The organism is Sphingobacterium pedocola (genome assembly GCF_015209965.1).
GTDB lineage: Bacteria > Bacteroidota > Bacteroidia > Sphingobacteriales > Sphingobacteriaceae > Sphingobacterium > Sphingobacterium pedocola.
Genome location: NZ_MU158692.1, coordinates 306,459 through 325,840, shown reverse-complemented (window position 1 = coordinate 325,840; position 19,382 = coordinate 306,459). Strand labels below are relative to the sequence as shown.

The 19,382-nt window shown below is 39.2% G+C and carries 11 protein-coding genes; all 11 read left to right on the top strand.

Going from position 1 to position 19,382, the window contains the following annotated elements:
* Positions 1 to 450 precede the first annotated feature (450 nt).
* The 11 genes from C4F40_RS19565 to C4F40_RS19515 are packed head-to-tail and all read left to right on the top strand — an operon-like array spanning position 451 to position 19,382.
* Positions 451 to 3,408 carry a SusC/RagA family TonB-linked outer membrane protein gene (locus C4F40_RS19565; protein ID WP_196941105.1) on the top strand — a complete coding sequence of 986 codons (2,958 nt, stop codon included), beginning with the start codon at positions 451 to 453 and terminating at the stop codon, positions 3,406 to 3,408.
* A 49-nt stretch (positions 3,409 to 3,457) separates the two neighbouring features.
* A complete protein-coding gene (locus C4F40_RS19560) occupies positions 3,458 to 4,966 on the top strand; it encodes a RagB/SusD family nutrient uptake outer membrane protein (protein WP_231390146.1) in 1,509 nt (502 codons plus the stop codon).
* 21 nt (positions 4,967 to 4,987) lie between these two features.
* A complete protein-coding gene (locus C4F40_RS19555; protein ID WP_196941103.1) occupies positions 4,988 to 5,650 on the top strand; it encodes a hypothetical protein in 663 nt (220 codons plus the stop codon).
* An 8-nt stretch (positions 5,651 to 5,658) separates the two neighbouring features.
* Positions 5,659 to 6,705, top strand: a complete 1,047-nt coding sequence (locus tag C4F40_RS19550; protein WP_196941102.1) for a DUF5007 domain-containing protein — start codon at positions 5,659 to 5,661, stop codon at positions 6,703 to 6,705.
* Between the two features lie 5 nt (positions 6,706 to 6,710).
* Positions 6,711 to 9,878, top strand: a complete 3,168-nt coding sequence (locus C4F40_RS19545; protein WP_196941101.1) for a SusC/RagA family TonB-linked outer membrane protein — start codon at positions 6,711 to 6,713, stop codon at positions 9,876 to 9,878.
* 1 nt (position 9,879) lies between these two features.
* Complete coding sequence (locus tag C4F40_RS19540) at positions 9,880 to 11,433, top strand: RagB/SusD family nutrient uptake outer membrane protein (RefSeq protein ID WP_231390145.1); 1,554 nt, start codon at positions 9,880 to 9,882, stop codon at positions 11,431 to 11,433.
* A 29-nt stretch (positions 11,434 to 11,462) separates the two neighbouring features.
* On the top strand, positions 11,463 to 12,164 hold the full coding sequence (locus C4F40_RS19535) for a hypothetical protein (protein ID WP_196941100.1): 702 nt from the start codon (positions 11,463 to 11,465) through the stop codon (positions 12,162 to 12,164).
* 31 nt (positions 12,165 to 12,195) lie between these two features.
* Positions 12,196 to 13,809: a DUF5008 domain-containing protein gene (locus C4F40_RS19530; RefSeq protein ID WP_196941099.1), complete on the top strand. Its 1,614-nt coding sequence runs from the start codon at positions 12,196 to 12,198 to the stop codon at positions 13,807 to 13,809.
* Between the two features lie 20 nt (positions 13,810 to 13,829).
* Complete coding sequence (locus C4F40_RS19525; RefSeq protein ID WP_196941098.1) at positions 13,830 to 15,557, top strand: LamG-like jellyroll fold domain-containing protein; 1,728 nt, start codon at positions 13,830 to 13,832, stop codon at positions 15,555 to 15,557.
* Between the two features lie 19 nt (positions 15,558 to 15,576).
* Positions 15,577 to 17,568, top strand: a complete 1,992-nt coding sequence (locus C4F40_RS19520; RefSeq protein WP_231390144.1) for a M60 family metallopeptidase — start codon at positions 15,577 to 15,579, stop codon at positions 17,566 to 17,568.
* Between the two features lie 11 nt (positions 17,569 to 17,579).
* The gene (locus C4F40_RS19515) at positions 17,580 to 19,382 is read left to right on the top strand and encodes a LamG-like jellyroll fold domain-containing protein (RefSeq protein WP_196941097.1); all 1,803 of its coding nucleotides are present in this window, start codon (positions 17,580 to 17,582) and stop codon (positions 19,380 to 19,382) included.

Below are 19,382 nucleotides of genomic sequence, written 5' to 3'. Positions count from 1 at the left end.
CAGCAAGGGCTCTTTTTTTTTACATACGGTTTTTCCATTCGCCGCTTGGCGAGGATTTGTATTCGCGTCCCTATCGCTCTTGTTAAACCATCTCGTCTTTTCGAACGAGTAATGATGAAATAGCCTACAGATATAGCAAAACTCTACTATAAAAGAGCTCTTTTACACTTGTTTCCATATTATATATTGACATCAAGCGAATTCTGCTTTCCCTAGGATTAGGATGGAATAAATCATCCACACTTTTGATATACTTTTCTTGCGCGGAGCGATTGCATAGCGTGTTAACAAAATGTTAAATAGAACAATCGTTTGCGTGAAATAGCGCAAACGATTTCGTTGCGTTATCGCTTTCACGAAGCTATGAATAATGAAATCTTATCTCTATCATTGTTTAATTGTTTTAGCCTAAATATTGAAAAAAGCAATTAACCTTAAATAGCAAATTGTATGATAAGAAGCCTTTATTATGTCTTTTTCTTACTGGTAGTTCCTCTTGTTTCATGGGGTAAGAATAGCATTGATCACGTATATTTTGATTATCTACTCGAGCAAGATACATTAGGAGATGAATCTCGTGATTCCCTGGGTGTTGCAAAGATTAATACGTTAAACGCTAAAGCATTAACATCTGATAGTATAAATGTTATACCTGTAAGGAACAACCCCTATGTGCATATCGCTAGTATGCTTAAGGGTAATGCTGCTGGGGTATGGGTACAAACTCCAACTGCGGAGCCTGGTACTTACCAGAATATCGTTGTAAGAGGACTTACGAGGCCTCAGCTCTCTAATATGGATATTAATCAAAACATAGCCTGTGTCTATGTAAATGGTATTCCTATGGTTAACGAACATAATTTTTCAAATTCACTTCAACGTTATGATTTGACAAGATTGGGAGCAGCAACCGATTATTTGGCAACTATCGATATGTCAACTATTAAATCTATTGAGGTCATTAAAGATCCAGTACGTCTAGCTGAATTGGGACCATTGGCCGCCAATGGAGTAATTTGGATAACGACATATGGTGGGATATCGGGTGAACGGCAAATAGGTGTTAATAGTTACATTGGTATGAACACAAAACCTGCTGTAACCCCGTATAACGCGGATTATGAGAATAGATTCAGAAGACAGTTTTACGATAAGTATCGAACAACGAATGATACATATGAATTGCGCTATCCGGGTTATTTGTCGGACTCTACGAATATGAATTATTATGGGCCTGCGAATTGGCGTGATGGCTACTACGGTAATGCTTTACTTTATAATATTGATTTGAATGTCAAAGGAGGTACAGATCGTGCTAATTTCGCATTTTTTGCGGGTCATGTGAAGAATGCAGTTTCATCAGACGATGCAAATTTCAATCGTTATAATGTATTATTTAATGTAAATATGCTCCCGTTTGAATGGGTTAAATTGTCGACTTATATCAATGCGAGAAGAAGTGATCGTGATCGTAATAGGAATTTACGCGAGCGATTCACTGAAATGGCCTACCTACCAGATTTGTCTACGCCTATATCTCCTAATATGAACGTTTATGGAGCCAATCTAGATCTTTACAAACGGAGAACAGTAGATGATAACATTACGAATAATCTGCAAGGAAATATTAATCTTGATGTTGATATTTTAGAAAATTTGAAGTTTTCTTCCAGTTTTATGTTGGATTATAACGAAGGCAGAAGAGATTTGTTTTATCCCAAGGAGTTGATGGAGACGATCAATTATATGTCGACCTATTATGGCTATTCTCAACGCTTTATTTTTAGTAATAAACTAACGTATAATTTGATGTTAGATGAAGATAATCAACTCGATATAGTTGGGGGGACAGACTATCAAGAGGATTTATATCGCTACTATTTTGCACGTGCTTTTGACGGGCCTAATGATTATATCAAATTGAATGTAGTGGAAGGAAATCCTAATGAGGGGGATTATTTAACGCCACAGGGCGGGTTAAGAGTATTACGCTGGAATAATAAGGAACAATTCCATCTGCAATCTTTTTATGGAAATATCAATTACACCTTTCGTAACATATTTGACATACGCGCTGTGTTGCGCTGGGATGGTACATCTACTGTCCAACAAGATAGTAGATGGTTATTTACACCTGCTATATCAGCAGGATGGAATATTGCCAACCACTTTGATCAAAGTAACGAATTTCGCTTGAGGGCATCTTACGGACGTATTGCCTTACCAAACTTTGATAGCCGGTATGCAGTAGGACCGCAATATACGGGGTCACTGGGCTGGGATGGAGAGCCTACTATTTCTTCATATTACGGATATGCAGGTATTACGCGTAACTACAATAGGGGTTGGATCGGGTATGGTTTAGAATGGGCATACAGTGATAAAATGGAAATTTCGTTGGATAAGTCGTTTTTGAATAATCAATTAAGTTTCAACGTGGCAGCCTATCAAACGTATGACAGAAATCAAATTTTAGGTGTTCCTGTTCCCGCAGAATATGGGTATAGCGCAGAGTTTAAGAATGGGATGGAAGTGAAAAATACGGGTATAGATGCTGTGATATCAGCACAGATTCTAACAAGTAAAGAAAATACATTAGGGTGGACCTCTTCTTTAAACTTTAATGTAAATAGAAATGAGCTTGTCGAATTGCCGAGAGGTCTAACCGAACTCGTAGTGGGCGATCGATTGCTTAGGGTTGGAGAGGCTATTGATAGTTATTGGCTCTACAAAAACCAAGGAATTTACAACGCTATAAACGAAATTCCGACTAACAGTTCAGGAGCGTTGCTAACAATGGACGGTGTTCCTTTTTCCGTAGGAGATGCCGATTGGAAGGACCAGAACGGTGACAATGTCATTAACAGTAAAGATAAGGTCTTGGAGGGGCGTTCGACTCCAAAATTCTTTGGAGGATTTAACAATACGCTGAAATATAAAGGTATTCAGTTGGATTTTTCTATTATTTGCGCTCTTGGCCATTCTGCCTTAAATCAACGTGCAGCCAACCGATATGATTTTATCAACAATGAATCAAGTAATAGCTTGAACGCCGTACGGGAAATATTTCAGTGGCAACAAGACTTGGACATTTCGAAATATCCTATTTATAATGTTTGGAGTAACACGAATCCTTACCGAGTTGATCAGGATCTGTTTTTAGAAGACGCATCGTACCTTAAGCTGAATTCTTTATCTCTAGGCTATGATTTGTCTCGATTGGACGTGATTAAGAGCGCAATAAAGTCGGTAAGACGGGCGTATGTGTATGTAAATGCGACAAACCTATATACTATAACTTCTTTTTCTGGTAATGACCCCGAACTGATTAATTATAATGGCTTTTACGACGGATATGGTATGCCGATGACTAAGACTTTTACAGTAGGAGTGAAATTGGATTTATAAAAATAACACACAAATTATCATGTTTAAATCTACATATAGTAAGTTATTTATGACTTTAATAGCATTATTGACGGTTGTCAGTTCTTGTACAAAAAGTCTTGATGCCCCAAGCCTCGAAGTGGCTGGTGAGAAATTACATTGGCGAAGTATTTCAGACAGCAAATCTGGACTGATAGGAATATATGGTTTGATGCGGGCAGCATTGGTATCGAATAATGGACATTGGATATATGGAGATGTTCGTGGCGGAGATTTTTCAGTGTATAGTCGAGGAGAGCTGACTGCGGTAAAAGAAAATAAACTTAATGCTTCTTTTCCCGATATTGAAAGACTATCTAGTTGGCAGCGGTTTTACGCCGTGATCAATGCCGCTTCGGTATTCATAGAAAAAGCACCTCAAGTTTTGCAACATGATACTAGATATACAGAAACCAATTTGAAAATGGATATTGCACAAGCAAGGGCATTGCGTGCCTTTGCCTATTTCTATATGGTTCGCGTATGGGGCGATGTACCATTATTGACAAAGTCTTTTGACAATGGCAGTTTTGAAGAGGTGGAAATTAAAGAAGCGGAAGTCGTATTGAATTACGCAGAAAAGGAACTAACAGAGTGTTTGGAGGATTTGCCATATCGATATGGATCAATAGTGGACCGGTATTATGGAGAGACTCCTGTAAATTGGGAGAAGGTACTCTTTAACAAAATCAGCGCTTATGCGGTATTATCTCATATTGCTGCCTGGCAAGGAAAGTATATCGATGTAGCGGCATATACTAAGTTTATTTTGGATAACTACGAAAGTGCTAACATAACCAGATTGACAGAGATTGCTGCCGGCGGTAGTGGCGTGAGGGGACTAACGGGAAACTATGGTATTTTTTCTAACAACTTTGCTTTTGGACAGATTATCAACTTTAGTTCGGCGTATCTGTATGGAGAGGCAACTTCGTCGGGACATATGGAACAGTTGACGCTAGCTCAACCTGTGGTTAATAAGGAATTCCCCGATATCTATGTAGATAAAAGTTTAATTACAGATCTATTTAACGACCTAAATGATAAGCGCTTCGGGCTGGATACCATTTCGGGTTTATATAAGACCAACTACTTTCTGAATTTTAGTAATGAGATACCCATTTTTAACAAGATCCGTATTTTGAGAGACGGTGTGACAGATGGGAATTATGCAGTGTTTGGTTCTAATTTGGTGTTTACAAGATTGGAAGAAATACATCTTCTTCGTGCTGAGGCACTAGCTGTATTGGGAAATAGGGTACCAGCGATTGAACAATTAAATATTATAAAAAGTTTACGTGGAATTGAAAACTATTCTGTTTTATCAACCGAATCATTGATTGACGAAATATTCCAAGAACGCAGACGAGAGCTAATGGGAGAAGGGTGGAGATTTTATGATTTGATAAGATATCATAAAATTAAAAATGACGATCCCGAATTTTTGGATTTAATTAATAAGAAGGGCATATTCTGGCCAATAGCAACTGATGTCTTGAATAGAAATAGTAGGCTTACGCAAAATCAATACTGGAACTAACTAACTAAAGACATGAAAGGAATGAAAATACTAATTTCACTCATCAGTTCAGTTTTGCTGATCACAAGCTGTGAAAAATCGGATGATCATTATTACGATTATCAAAAGACAAATATCACCTATGATGGCACTGTGTATGATTACCTGATTCATCAGCCTGGGGTTTACGATTCCTTAGTGTTAATGTTGGAACGATTGCCGGCATTAAAATCTAAACTGAACAATCCACAGAATGATGTGACTTTTTTTGCGGTAAATAATCGCTCGTTTGAACTAGCCATCTCTAATTTAAACAGAACTAGAAGATCTGCTGGGTTATCACCTCTTTATATCGAAGACTTAAACCTTAATGTGTTAGATACATTGGCATATCGGTATATTTTTGACCAACGGATTGATATTGATGGTATAAAGAATTATAAAGATGGGCAGACATTTGCAAGTTCAAAATATGATTATACCATGCATACGCAATATCGCGTACTGACTTCCTCAGGCATAGTAGGAGGGGGCGAACAGCAGATTGTCTTTAGCGATGTAAACGAATCAATCTATAAAAGATATTGGCAAAGCACAAATACCAAATCGGTAGATCTTCAAGTAACTAACGGAATATTCCATACGCTTTCTTCTCAACATGATTTTGGTTTTGGCAAGCTAAATAAATATTTCTCAACTAATTAGTAACACGAATGAAAAAATCTAATATACCATTCAGATCGTTATTTTTAGCACTGTGTGCTAATGTGACAGTGGGATTTTTTGCTTGTCAATCATACGTTCCTGATGATTTAGACGCGTTGAGCGATGATGTACAATACAGTACAACAGAGTTCTCTCCTTATGTGGGTCGTACTATTTCATTTAACGATGTCGTAGCAACGAGTAATAAAAGTACGTTGCCCCTATCTTTTGAAATCTTGGATATCCAAAACGCAGAGGGAAAGTCTGTCGGCGAAAGCATCCTGGGGAAAAAGTATCCGGTAAAAATCTGGAAAGAAGCCTACACAGGAGAGGAAAAATCAATTGAAGAAATTGAAGCAAAGCAACAAATTGAATATAGACCAGCTATAGAGATTCAAAAGAATTCAGGCAATTTAGTTTTTTGGAATACGACCTCTTTATTGGGCCTTCAAACAGTACCTTATGATGGCTATACCATGGATGTCGCAATAGGTAATACGGGGGGTAGAAAGATTCAACGAGGACTGAAGTTGTCTCTCCTGAAGCCAAGGGCGTATGAGCCCTCTCAATATAATGCATCTACTGGACTTGCTGCTAACGCTTACCTGTGGCCTAATAGATTAGAAAATATTTATGGTACCCGCACAGGAAATTTTATATACGACGTTCGTGTGTATATTAATAAAGATGTAGAAAATACTAGGCCGGGAAGTTCACTCACGGTGAGTGTACTCGATTCTTTGAATCAAACGATCGATATCCAAATGTTTAAAGAAACAAAATGGGAGCAATTGATACATGGGTTTAATCATCGATTTGAAAACGGCAAAGTTATTTATGATGTACTATATCCTATGCCACTGGTTGCCTATCCCTCTAAATATACCGATGCGACGGGATCGATGGCCGCAATTAACCTTGCGTATAATCGGATAGGTAGAGGAGGGTATTTGACACAAGCTAACTTAGGCTTTGATTTTGCCATTTACGAGGAAGGGCATTGGGAGATACAATTTAGGTTTTACGGAGAAACGCCAAAGTTTGAAAACGAATAATAATTATGAGAAGTTTATATAGTTTAATTATTTTATTTAGTTTGCTAGTCACTCAGGCCTTCGCTCAAGAGCTGGCTATTAGCGGAAAGGTATCTGATAATGATGGTGCCGGAATCATTGGCGCATCGATCAAAGTTTTACCAGGTAATAAAGCCGTCGGTTTGTCTGATGCAAATGGAATATTCACAATTAACGTACCGGCCTCAACCAAAAGTTTGATATTTACAGCTGTAGGTTATAAAGCTAATACCGTTAAATTTGATGCCAATACCAAGAGCTATTCTGTCGTATTGCTTTCTTCTGATGAGGAAATCGAGACGGTAACCGTGAATTACGTAGCAAAGAAAAAAGAAACACTAACAGGATCGGCTGTTGTCATTAGCGCCAAAGATATCAAGGATGCACCCGCAGCTAACTTCACTGACCTGCTTCAGGGACGTGTACCGGGGATGAATGTGCAATTGAATAATGGTACTCCAGGTATGCGCGGTTCGATGTCAATTCGCGGTTTGAATTCCTCCAATGTATCAATGTCGGGAAATGGTGCATTTTTGTCTCCGACATCTCCGTTATTTGTTATAGATGGTGTGCCGATAGAAGAGGGGAGTAATTTTGAGTATGGATTTCAGACACAGGGTCCGGGTATTAGTCCTATATCAATGATTCCAGTGGAGGAAATTGAAACGATTGTTATCCTAAAGGATGCACAGGCAACTGCCTTATATGGTTCGAGGGGTGCGTATGGTGTTATCTTGGTTACAACAAAACGTGGTAATTCAAACGTGCCAATTATCAGTTATCAATCCAAATATTTTATGTCTACCGTTCCAAAGTTAAGGCCTATCATCGGAGGAATGGAGGAGAGTAGGATTCGGGTTAATCAAATCTTACAATACGATTCCACATATCGATCAGGGTTGGAACTTATTAATGATACACCTTGGCTGGCGGATTCTTTGAACGCATATTATAATAATTCTACCGATTGGCAGTCTCATTTCTATGGCAATCAATTTAATATGCAACAGAGTTTGAATTTTTCGGGAGGTAATCAAAAGTTCAATTATAAAGTTGCTCCTGGATACTTTAAGCAAAATGGTATTATTCGAAACACGGGGTTTACAAGGTATTCGGTGCAGACCAATATGCAATATAGACCGAGTGATGCATTCTTAATCAGTGGATATCTAACGGCTAATATGGCACGTAATAGCACGGGTTCGGGAAATGCTTTTGAACAGTCTGGAGTAGCGAACTCCGTAAATACATCTTCGTTATTGCCTTCCCCATCTATTTTTTCGGGTAGTTATGATGCGCTTGGAGCAACCTCTATTGTCAATGATAATAAGACAGGGAATATGATTACGCAGGTGCAATTGGAATACGAATTCATGAAAGGCTTGAGAGCGAGTACGACCTTAAAATATCAATATGACTTGTCGAATCAAGATCGTTTCACGCCAGAAATTTTGAACTCAGGAGAATCTAACATCTACATGTTCGAGAGCAGTACAAAGGATTTGTACAATCGAAACATGCTCCAATATAATACGACGTTGTTTGACAATGAAAAGCACGTGTTTAACGCATTTGCTTTTATGGAAGCTACAACGACGAGTTATAGAGCGCAAGCCATGGATTTAAATGGTACTGGATCTGATCAAATTCAAGTCGGATTAGGTTACAATACGCGTAATACACGAGGTGGTATTCTAAATAACCTATACGATAGAAGGACGGTAGGATATGCGGGACAAATGAGTTACCAATATGATTCCAAGTACATTGTGGATTTATCATACCGTTTGGACGGAACATCAACTTCGGGGGGTAAGAGCCCTTGGTCGCATAATCCTACAGCTGGTGTGCGTTGGAACTTTTCGCGCGAAGAACTTCTGCAAGATCAAGATTGGTTGAGCGAGGGTAGCTTCCGCGTTACCTGGGGTAGAAATATATTCCCAACAGGTAGTATTTTTGATGTATACGGTAAGTATACAATGGATGATAATACGTACAATAACGAGCCAACTGTATCGATTGATTTGGGTCAGATCCCAAATATTAATTTGACACCTATCACGACAACACAATGGAACTTCGCTGTAGATTTGGGTTTCTTCAACAATATGTTTACCATGACATATGAACACTACTATAAAGAAAACACGAATGAGTTGGCTGATATTGATTTGGCAAATATTAACGCATTTACGAAAGTGGTAGCAAATGATAAGGCGATTGTCAACAGAGGACATGAGTTATCATTATTCTACCGCCCCAATACTAAGAATGAAGATTGGCGATTAACCTTCTACGGAAATATGGCTTACAATAAGGATATTCAATCCCAATTGCCAAATAATGTTCGTCAAATTCTAGAGCAGCATCCCACAATGGACTATGTGACTATATTACAACGTCTTGGTAGAAATACATTTTCAAATGTGTTGTATCATTATAGAGGCGTTTTCCAATCTGATGATGATGTACCAGTGAATCCATCCACCGGCTTGCGATACCGGGCTACAAATAGCACGGGGCAAGAATATTTTTTCCGGGCAGGTGACCCCTATTTTACGGATTTGAATGGAGATTATATTCTGGATCAACGGGACCTGGTTGTTGCAGGTAACTCACGTCCGCGAATTACAGGTGGATTTGGAGCAACAATACAATACAAGGCTTGGAGCTTACAACCTAACATAGTTTTCAGCATAAAGAGGGATATTATTAATAATGCTGCTGCAGATATGTTTAGAGGTTACTATTACCCCACGAAAAATCCAGATGCAGCAAACCCGAGCGCTTTGGTACCGTTGGATAATTTTGACTATTGGACCTATGCGAATGCGGATGCTTTTTATCCGAATCCGTTTGATTTTAGAAGGGCAGGATTTATTAATCCATATCGATACAATTCTACATTATTTCAGGAAGATGGATCTTACGTAAAATTGGGTTCAACAACGCTATCATATAATGTGGATAGAGATTATGTTAAAAGGCGTTTCGGAATAACGGGACTACGACTGTATGTAAATGCAAATAATATTTATACTTGGTCTAGATATTCGGGGCCAGATCCAGAACTGGTTTCTGATTTGGGCTACGATAGTTCGGCGGGTTATCCGCGCGCAAGAGAATTTACATTTGGTGTTGATGTTCAATTTTAAGATGATGAAAAGATACTATTTATATATAGCAATGCTATTCGCCATGGGAGTGTCTTCTTGTGGTAAGGAATGGCTTAAAGTTACCCCTATTGATAATTTGTCGGGCAACAACTATTGGCAGACGGAGGAAGATGTAAAAATGTTTGTTGGAGGCTTGTATTCGGGATTTCGTACGGCTACCATGCAACAAGCCTTCTTCCCTGGTACTGGAGATTTACGTTGTGCGCCGTTAAATAGAAACAGTGGGTCTAATGCAACTGGGGCGTTTATGAATTGGTTAAGTTTTGTTCGAGATAATAATTTGAATGGAATTTTTGACCAGTACACCGATCCTGCTAGAAATTATGAACCAAATCAAGATTTTTTTGGATTTCATCAGATCAGAGATTGGAGCCATTTTTACCGTGTGATTGCCAAGGCGAATATTGCAGTTTATGAGATTGATAATATGGAGGACGGCATCTTATCCGAAAGTAAGAAGAACCAATATATAGCAGAAGCGGTATTTATGCGAAACCTGAGTTATTTCTTCTTGGTTCGTTTGTTTGGTAACGTACCTTACTATACTGAAGCATATCATGATAAATCGATTGGTCGTACGCCGATGTTGGACGTATTGCAAGCAATTGATGCAGATATGACGATGTATTATAAGGATCTACCCTGGACGCAAGAGGATCCGACCGAGGTCGGAAACCGCGCAATGCGAGGTGGAGCGATTGCATTGATGATGCATATCAATATGTGGCTTGCTGGATTTTCGGACGCTAATAAGACTACATTCTATGAGCGGACCGTATCCTTGGGTAGGGAGGTTATTGATGAGAATGAGGGATCCTACGGGTTAATGCCTCTTAAACAAACTAAAGAAATTTTCAAAGGAAGGACGAAAGAAGGATTGTTTGAGATTACGCAAAATTACAATTATGGGGAAACATTCCACCTCTCCGCAATGTATGCCGATAACGTACTCCGTGCACCTTACAAGTTCGAAACAATTAAGAATTCCTACATCCACTATGACTTGGATTTTATGGAAGAGATGTACCCGAGAGATCTAGCGGATGAACGTAAGTCTACGTGGTTTGAGGAAGATAATTTATATGCGCAAGATGGACAGTTTGTGGTATTGAAGAACGTGAATATCTTTCGTGAAGAGGGAGAGGATTTCAACCCGGACGATAATATGATTGTATTTCGCTATGCAGATGTCATCTTATTGCGTGCAGAGGCTTTAGCGGAGATAGGTGGTGCAGCGAATGAGACAGAAGCAACGAATTTAATCAATTTAATTCGCAGTAGGGCAAATGCAGCTCCATTGGCGGGAGAAGCAGGTCAGGAATTGAAGGACTTTATATGGTGGGAGCGTGTGAGAGAACTACTCGGAGAAGGTCATTTCTATTACGACCTCGTAAGAACCAAACGGGTTTTGAACTCGGAGTTTTGTGTTCCGATTCCAATTGATGCGTTTTATAGGGGCGCATGGACTTGGCCGATTGATCGTAAGGCATTGGTAAATAACCCTAGTATGACACTTAATCCTTATTGGAATTAACAGCATAAATAGTATATGAAATGAAAAATATGAATTTAATAAAATATATAATAGGAGCCTTTTCCATGCTCGTGGTGTTTTCTTCTTGTGAAAAAAGTGGATATATAGACTCTGGAACTTATCCAAATAACTACGACGGCACGATTTTACAATACCTAGACTCAAGACCAGAGTTGTTTGACTCCTTACGGAAGGTAGTAAAACTCGCGGATATGGACGCTGTTTTGAATAATGATAATATTACTTTTTTTGCCCCACCTGATGTGACGATAGAAAAATCTGTTCGTCTGCTAAATCAGGTGTTATTTATTCAGGGTAGGGACACTGTGATCGATTTGGCTCAGGTAAACCCAATTGTATGGAGAGAGTACTTATCTATGTATGTATTCGAGGAGCGAAGGTCATTAAAAGATTATCCACAATTGGATACGTTAAAGATGGAGTCTTTTCCTGGGCAAGGATTTATTGCAGTGGGTGGACAGAATATGAACATTGGCGTGTTGTATAATGATGTAGTCTCTAAGAATAATGAGGGTGTGGAGCAGCGCGTGAAATACGCTGGATATAGACAACTATACCTATCTAGCTTTGATTTTGGAATAATTCATACGCCTATCGCAACATCTGATATTCGTACCCGAAACGGGAACTTACATGTTTTGAATATCAAGAAGCACTGGTTTGGTTTCTCAAGTATAAGTTTTGCGAATAGGGCTTTCAGTTTGATGTAAAATATTCACGGGTATATGAATACGTAAAAAGATGAAAAAATATATAAATAAGACATTTATGAGCTTAGTAGCCCTTGTGGTGGCATTAGGCGTTTATTCCTGCAAGGATCCAGAAATAGGTGTCAATCCGTACGATGGAGGTGAAGCGCCTTTGGGTGTTAAGTTTCAAAATTTGAATCGTAAGTTGGATGCGGTACGACCGGGAGAAGTGTTCCAGGTTTCTATTAATGGATTGAAATCGCAAACAGGTGCTTTAAAAGCTTATATAAATGAACAAGAGACAGAGATGGTTTCGTATACAGATTCTACATTGGATTTGCGTGTACCACAACTGGTGAGCTCGGGCAGGTTGAAAGTGCTAATTGGTAATCAGGTGTTTTACGGCCCGCGCATCCCTATTGAAGGAAAGGTGAAAGTAGACACTGATTTGGCTATTGCTAATGGTTTTAACGGCACCGTGAATACAATTTTTGAAAATGGTGCAAACTATTGGATTGGAGGCTATTTTACAAATTATGAAGATGAAGCCAGTAGTACCATATTTAGAAATAACATACATAGTATTACATCATTAGGTAAAAGTGTAGAAGGAGGTTTTAAAAAAGGCGGAATGGGTGGAATCAGCTCTATCGCTAAATTACCGGATGGTAAATTTATGATTGCGGGAGGATTAAGTTCTTTTAACGGAAGATTGGTATCTGCCATTACCCGTTTGGAATCTACTGGTACATTGGATACGATGATGGTTGAGGTAATCAATCCGGATCCTGATAAACCAGAGAATAATTTAGATACGGTACCTGCTTTTAATGGTTATTTAACGTCTTCTGTGGTTTCAGGAGGAGGCGTTAATTTTAGTAGCATCACCGGTATTTACCCGTTGCCTAATAGTAGTATGATTGTCATTGGTAATTTTACCAACCATTTACGTACGGATTACATGTTTTCGTCCAAACAGCAAAAGTCTTATTTTAATACTAGGGTGAGGAATGTTGTAAGGCTGAAAAACGACGGAGCCATTGACTCAACTTTTATGTGGGGCAATACGGGGGTAAATGGTACGATAGGGGGATCTATTCAGTTAGCTGATGGAAAGATCTTGGCGGTGGGTAATTTTACCACGTTTAATAGCGAATCTGCAAATAGAATATTTGCCATAAACCCGGATGGTACCCGAGATAAATCTTTTACCGGTGCTGGAGCAAATGACTTGATATTGTCTATAACGTATAATCGGGTCCTTAAAAAGATAGCTTTAGCTGGTCGCTTTACGTCGTACAATGGAAAGGCGGCAAATGGTGTTGTCATTCTAAACGAAGACGGCAGTGTGGATGAGCAATTTGTAATGAAGGACACAGATAGTCGTATTCCAACTTATGCTTATGTAATGAATAATGGAAAAATATTGGTAACAGGGGGATTTGAAAAGTATGACGGAGTAACGCGTTCTAATCTCTTGATCCTAGAGATGGATGGTTCGGCCAAACAGGAATACAATAATATGGGGTCCTTTTCTGGATCTATATATACTGTCGTAGAGGCCACATCAAGCGAGGGATATCCAGCATTGTTAATAGGAGGGACTATATTTTCAGTAGATGGAATTAATGTAGGAAATATAGTACGTATTGAAATTAAAAATTAACTCATTTTAAGGTGTTGAATATGAGAAACATATTTATAAATGTTAAAGTCGGATTTCTGATGACTTTTTCGATCTTGGTCTTGTCGTCCTGTAATAAGGATTTCCCAAATCTATTGAAGGAAGATTACGGATCCACCGACGTTAGCATCTCCAAAAATAAAGTTTTGCTAGTAGTTGTTGATGGTTTACGTGGTGAAGTTTTAACAGATCTGGAGCCGGAGAATTTAAGAGTTATCGCCCGGAACGCATTGTATACAAATAGTTCCTTAGCAGATTATGCTACCGAAAATTTCACCCAACCGATTGGCTTGGCTAATCTTTTCACGGGCGTTCATCCAGATGTACACAAAGTGAGTAGTGACTTGAGTAGTATTGATTTGAAAGCGGCTCCTACTTTTGTAACAAGACTTAAAGCGAATGATGTTGACTTCACGAGCGAAGCTTATACGACTTCAGCTGTAGTTAGTTCTACGTTATTAAAGGATGTTGATAAGAAAGAAGTGGTAGCCAGTGATACTGAGGTCGTGAACAAAGCAAAAAATGCTATGGCTACGACAGAATCGAGTTTAGTGATAAGTCATTTGAGCAACCCCTATGTAATAGGTGAAGCTAACTCTTATGAAACTAATGATATAAAATATGTTGAAGCAATTACGCAATTGGATGTGCAGTTAGGGGAATTAATCAATGCCCTAAAATCCAGAACTAATTATGCGAATGAAAACTGGGTGGTGATTTTGACCTCGAGCATAGGAGGTGAAATTACCGCAGATCAATCAAACACAGATAATACCGTTTTCGGTAAGTCGATCCAAAATACGTTTACATATTTTTATTCTCCAAAATTCGGCCGCAAATATATTGCAAAACCTAGTACGAAGACCATTCCTTTCAGTGGAGCGGGCATGCGTTTGCTGTATAGTACTGATGGTGTTCAGGCGATGGCCGCCAGATTGGATGATGCGTCGAAATTGAATATTGCCGGAAATGAAAGTGCGACCATCACGTTCTTTTTTAAGCAAAATGTGATTGATGAGGTAAATAATTATCCGGCTATTTTTATGAAGCGACCAAAATTTGATGATGGAGCTGTTCCCGGCTGGCAGGTTTTAATGGCGGGCGGAAAAGCAGAATTGGGTCACAATGGATCAGGTAAGAAACTCGTCTCTAAATTGATTAATGATGGTAAATGGCATGTCGTGACGGCTATAATTGATCGTACTAATAATCGATCGAAAATATATACAGATGGCGAACTTTCAGATGAAACGAATGCTGGGACGAGCAACTTGACAAATACGTTTCCACTTATTTTCGGAAGACATCCCGGTTCTGAATATAATACGGGAGATTTTACAGTGTGTAATTTTCAGTTTTATAATATCGCCTTCAGTGATGACGATGTAAGAAAATATAGTGGATTGGCTATGGTTAAGCCGGACAATTCCCCATATTATAATAATTTACAGGGTTATTGGCCAATGTATAATGATAATGGGAAGGCTGTATTGACTGATGTATCTGGCAAAGCTGGAAATATGACTATAATCAACAAAAGTAGTTGGTCGACATTTGACGAATCGGTTCCATTTATTATACCAGACATCAATGAGTCTACATTTAAGTTGGTTCCGAATTTAATTGATATCCCTCTATTTATTTATCAATGGTTTGGAGTCTTACCACAGGAAAAATGGCAACTGAAAGGGCAGGCATGGACTCCTCCATATAAAGTTTTTGAATACTAATTATTATATAATTTATATTATGAACATAATTAAGAAAAGCATAATCGCAGTTATTTTACTCTTGATATTTGTATCGTGTGGTAAGTATGGCTATGATTTCGAAAATGGATTCCAATCGGGCGATACCGATGGTGAAAATCCCAATGATACCAGTTTAAATTATGTAGATAAATCTATGCTAGATCGGGCCCGTATTTATCCTGGCTTGGTCGGGGCAAGTGCTAAACGCATACAGGATACACTCGTCTCCTTGGATTTGGATTTTCGATATATCAAGAATTCGGATTTGAAAATTTCGGTGACGCCAAGACCGATCTTTAGTACTGGCCTATATGCCCCGGCAGGTGAGAATGTAAAAATTGTGGTACCAACAGGGGTGACGGGCTTGACAGTCCAAGTGGGTGCACACACCGTGAATTTAACAGGGGAAGAGCCATTGCGTAGAGATCCCGTTATTTACACAGTGAAAGAATTATTTCCCGGTACCAACTATGTGCGTAATCCGTATGGTGGTATTATTTGGATTCATGCGGCTATTGCGATCAGCCAACCCGTGGGCTTGAAATTCAGCAATGTTGCACGTACATCGGATTTTATTTTGGGTAAGAGTAATCAAGAGCAGTGGTTACAGGATGTTGCGAATAACGATGTACCTTGGCTTGAACTTCGCTCAGGACGCGCTATTTTTACAGTTCCGCGTTCAATGGTCCTTCAATATAGAAACGAACTTAAAGTTGCAGAGACCCTGATAGCGTGGAATGATATTTATGAGAAGGATTATTACGCTTGGATGGGGCTAACTAAAGGAAATCCAGATCCAAAAAATGCGTGGCCTGAATTACCAGAACGCGGTGTGCTTGATATTCAATTGCGAAAGCCAGCTTATGCGCACGCAGGACAGCCTTGGATGGCCACGCAAGATAAGCATTGGTTTATGCAGTTCTCCAATGCCGATTATATTTTTAGTGGAACGATCGATGGGGCATGGGGAACCTATCACGAAATAGGTCACAACTATCAGATGGGATCGACGTGGAGCTGGTCTGCGCTGGGCGAAACTACAAATAACTTGTTTGTATTTCGTGGAGCACACCGCTTAGGCAATCCAGGGATTGCGGCACATGGTGCCGTGAGCAGGGATATTCCAAGAGGATTGGAATTTGCTGCCAAGAATGCTGCGAAGGACTTTAATACAGGAGAAGAACCATTTCTAAGATTGACGCCGTTTTTACAAATATTCAATAAAGTGCAGGGTAAGAATGGCGAATCAGGGTGGGATTTTTGGACTTTCATTTATACGAAGGCCAGAAACTCGGGCTACGTATTCTCATTAAATGAAGCAAAAATGGACTTTTTTTATAGGACGCTCTGTGAATTTACAGGGAATGATTATGCGCGCTTTATGGATGCGTGGGGTATCCGGGTGAGCAGCGCGGCAAAACGGGATATGCGTAATACCTATCCTGGTATGACTACTAAAATATGGACGTATAATCCGTTGACAAACACTGGCGGAAATGATGAACTGGACCCTAAATATGATATTATTGGATCAGATTTCGTCTGGAGCTCGAATATGGCAAGTGCAGCGGAGGGCGGAGGCTTCCCGAGCTTGAGTGATGGAAAACTGGATACCTATTGGCATACTTGTTATGGTACTTGTACCCCAAATACGACGGCTTCTGTGGCGAGTCCCACATTTCTTGATTTGGACATGAAAAGTCCGCAAGCAATACGTGGCGTTTATTACCAAAACAGACAAAATAATACGTTCAGAAGGGCAACACGAATATTTACAAAAATTTCTGAGAATGCTCCATGGATAGATCGTGGGGAATTAATAATCTCTACAGCGAATACTGATGCCGGCGGTCGTAAAAATAGGGCGGAGATGAAGTTCGATGCTGTGGAGGAAATTCGCTATATACGATTCGCATTCACGGAAAATAATTGGGGAGGAGAGGCCCATACGGCTATTGCAGAGGCGGGTGCTTTTTATGAATCGAATTAAAGGACTTTTGTATGAAATATATGATCAAACTTAATAGAACGTTCTTCTTGTTAACTGTTACTGGACTTGCTCTGGCTTCTTCCTGTACGAAGTTTGCGAATCCGGAACCACAATTCGAAGAATATACGGCTGAAGTAGATACAGCAATGAAGCGGAAAGTGTTAGTGATTGCTGTGGATGGGCTGGTCGGATCACAGATTAAAGAATATAAGCCTACCACAATCGGAAAATTGATGGAGCATAGTAAATATTCTTATGAGGCGAAAGCGGATCAAAATACGGACAGTCCGGCAAGTTGGGCATCTCTCCTTACGGGTTATCCTTCCTCTCAACATAAAATCATACAGGAGTCTTATATGCCTTCAATTGATTTGGAAGATGATCATGCACCATTGGAGTTTACGCCATCGCTAATAAATCGTATTGAGGGGACAAACAAGCGACTTAAAACGGCGACAGTGGTGCAAAACCTAACTATGAGCAATATGTTATTGGCCGATGCGGATTTTAATAACGTGGAGTCATCGGATAAGGGTGTGGAGCAAAAAGCAATAGCACTATTAACGGACCAAAAGCCGGATCTATCTATCGTACAATTTAATGGATTGCTGGATGCGGGTAAGGATGGTGGTTTTGTGGTGCAAAATGTAAAATATAAAGCGGCCCTAGATCAGATTGATGCCTATATTGGTAGCATAGTAGCTGCAATTGAGGCGGGCGATAATTTTGAAAAGGAAAGTTGGCTTATTGTAATCACTTCGCCACATGGTGGAAGTACAGAGGGGAGCATCGGAGGAGTCAGTGATAACGAAATCAACACATTTAGTCTGTATTATAACAAGGGTTTTAAGCCGCTGGAATTAAAAGCAGAGTCAATGACTTACTTTCATGCCAATGGCTATTTGCCAGGAACATACAATTACTATAGCTCGACCGACAGACCTCGAAGGATTGAAAAAATGGGAGTACGAGCGCAGTCCCCAGCAGGGACGGGAAGTGACGTTTTTAATGCATCGACGTTGTCTTCAAAATCAATAACCTATGATTATAAAATAAAATTAGAACCGGAAGGGTTCTGGAATATGCAGTACAACTTCACGTATAACATGATTCTTGGCAAAGATGCGGATGAACGTAGTAGCACAAAAGGGTGGAATCTTTACAGTGGGGGCTATGGTACTGATTTTATGTATAATTTTAGTAATGGAGCTACGTCTATTTCAGTTCCTTTTCCCAGAGGTACGGATGGTGAGTGGCATCATTATGCTCTTTCTTATAAAGAATTAAGTAACTCGTCTACTATGGTTGATGTATACGTTGACGGTGTCAAAGCTGCCTCTCAAACAATAGCGATGGGTTTGGTCGCGTTTGAAAATCAAGAGCCTCTTACAATTGGTTTTACAAACATATCTAATTTCTTTGCAATACCTAATTATTTAATTTCTGATTTGCGTGTCTGGAATAAATCGTTAACTGAATCAGAAGTTAGACAAATTGCATGTTTAAGTAGAGTTGGCGAAGAGAATGAACTATATAGTAATTTATTAGCACATTACTCAAATTTTGGTGGTAATAATTGGATAAACGAGGTGGATAATAGTAGTTATCCTAATTTAGCGTTATCAGGAAATCCGAGTATTATTTTTATTAAAAACTATAGTATATGTACGGCGTCGGATGATGCGGTCTATCTTCAAAATATAGATTTATTTACAGAGATTTTCTACTGGCTACAATTGGAGATAAATGATGACTGGAAAATGCCAGGAACTGAGTTTTTAAATAATTTCTTAGGTGAGTTTTTTGAACAATAA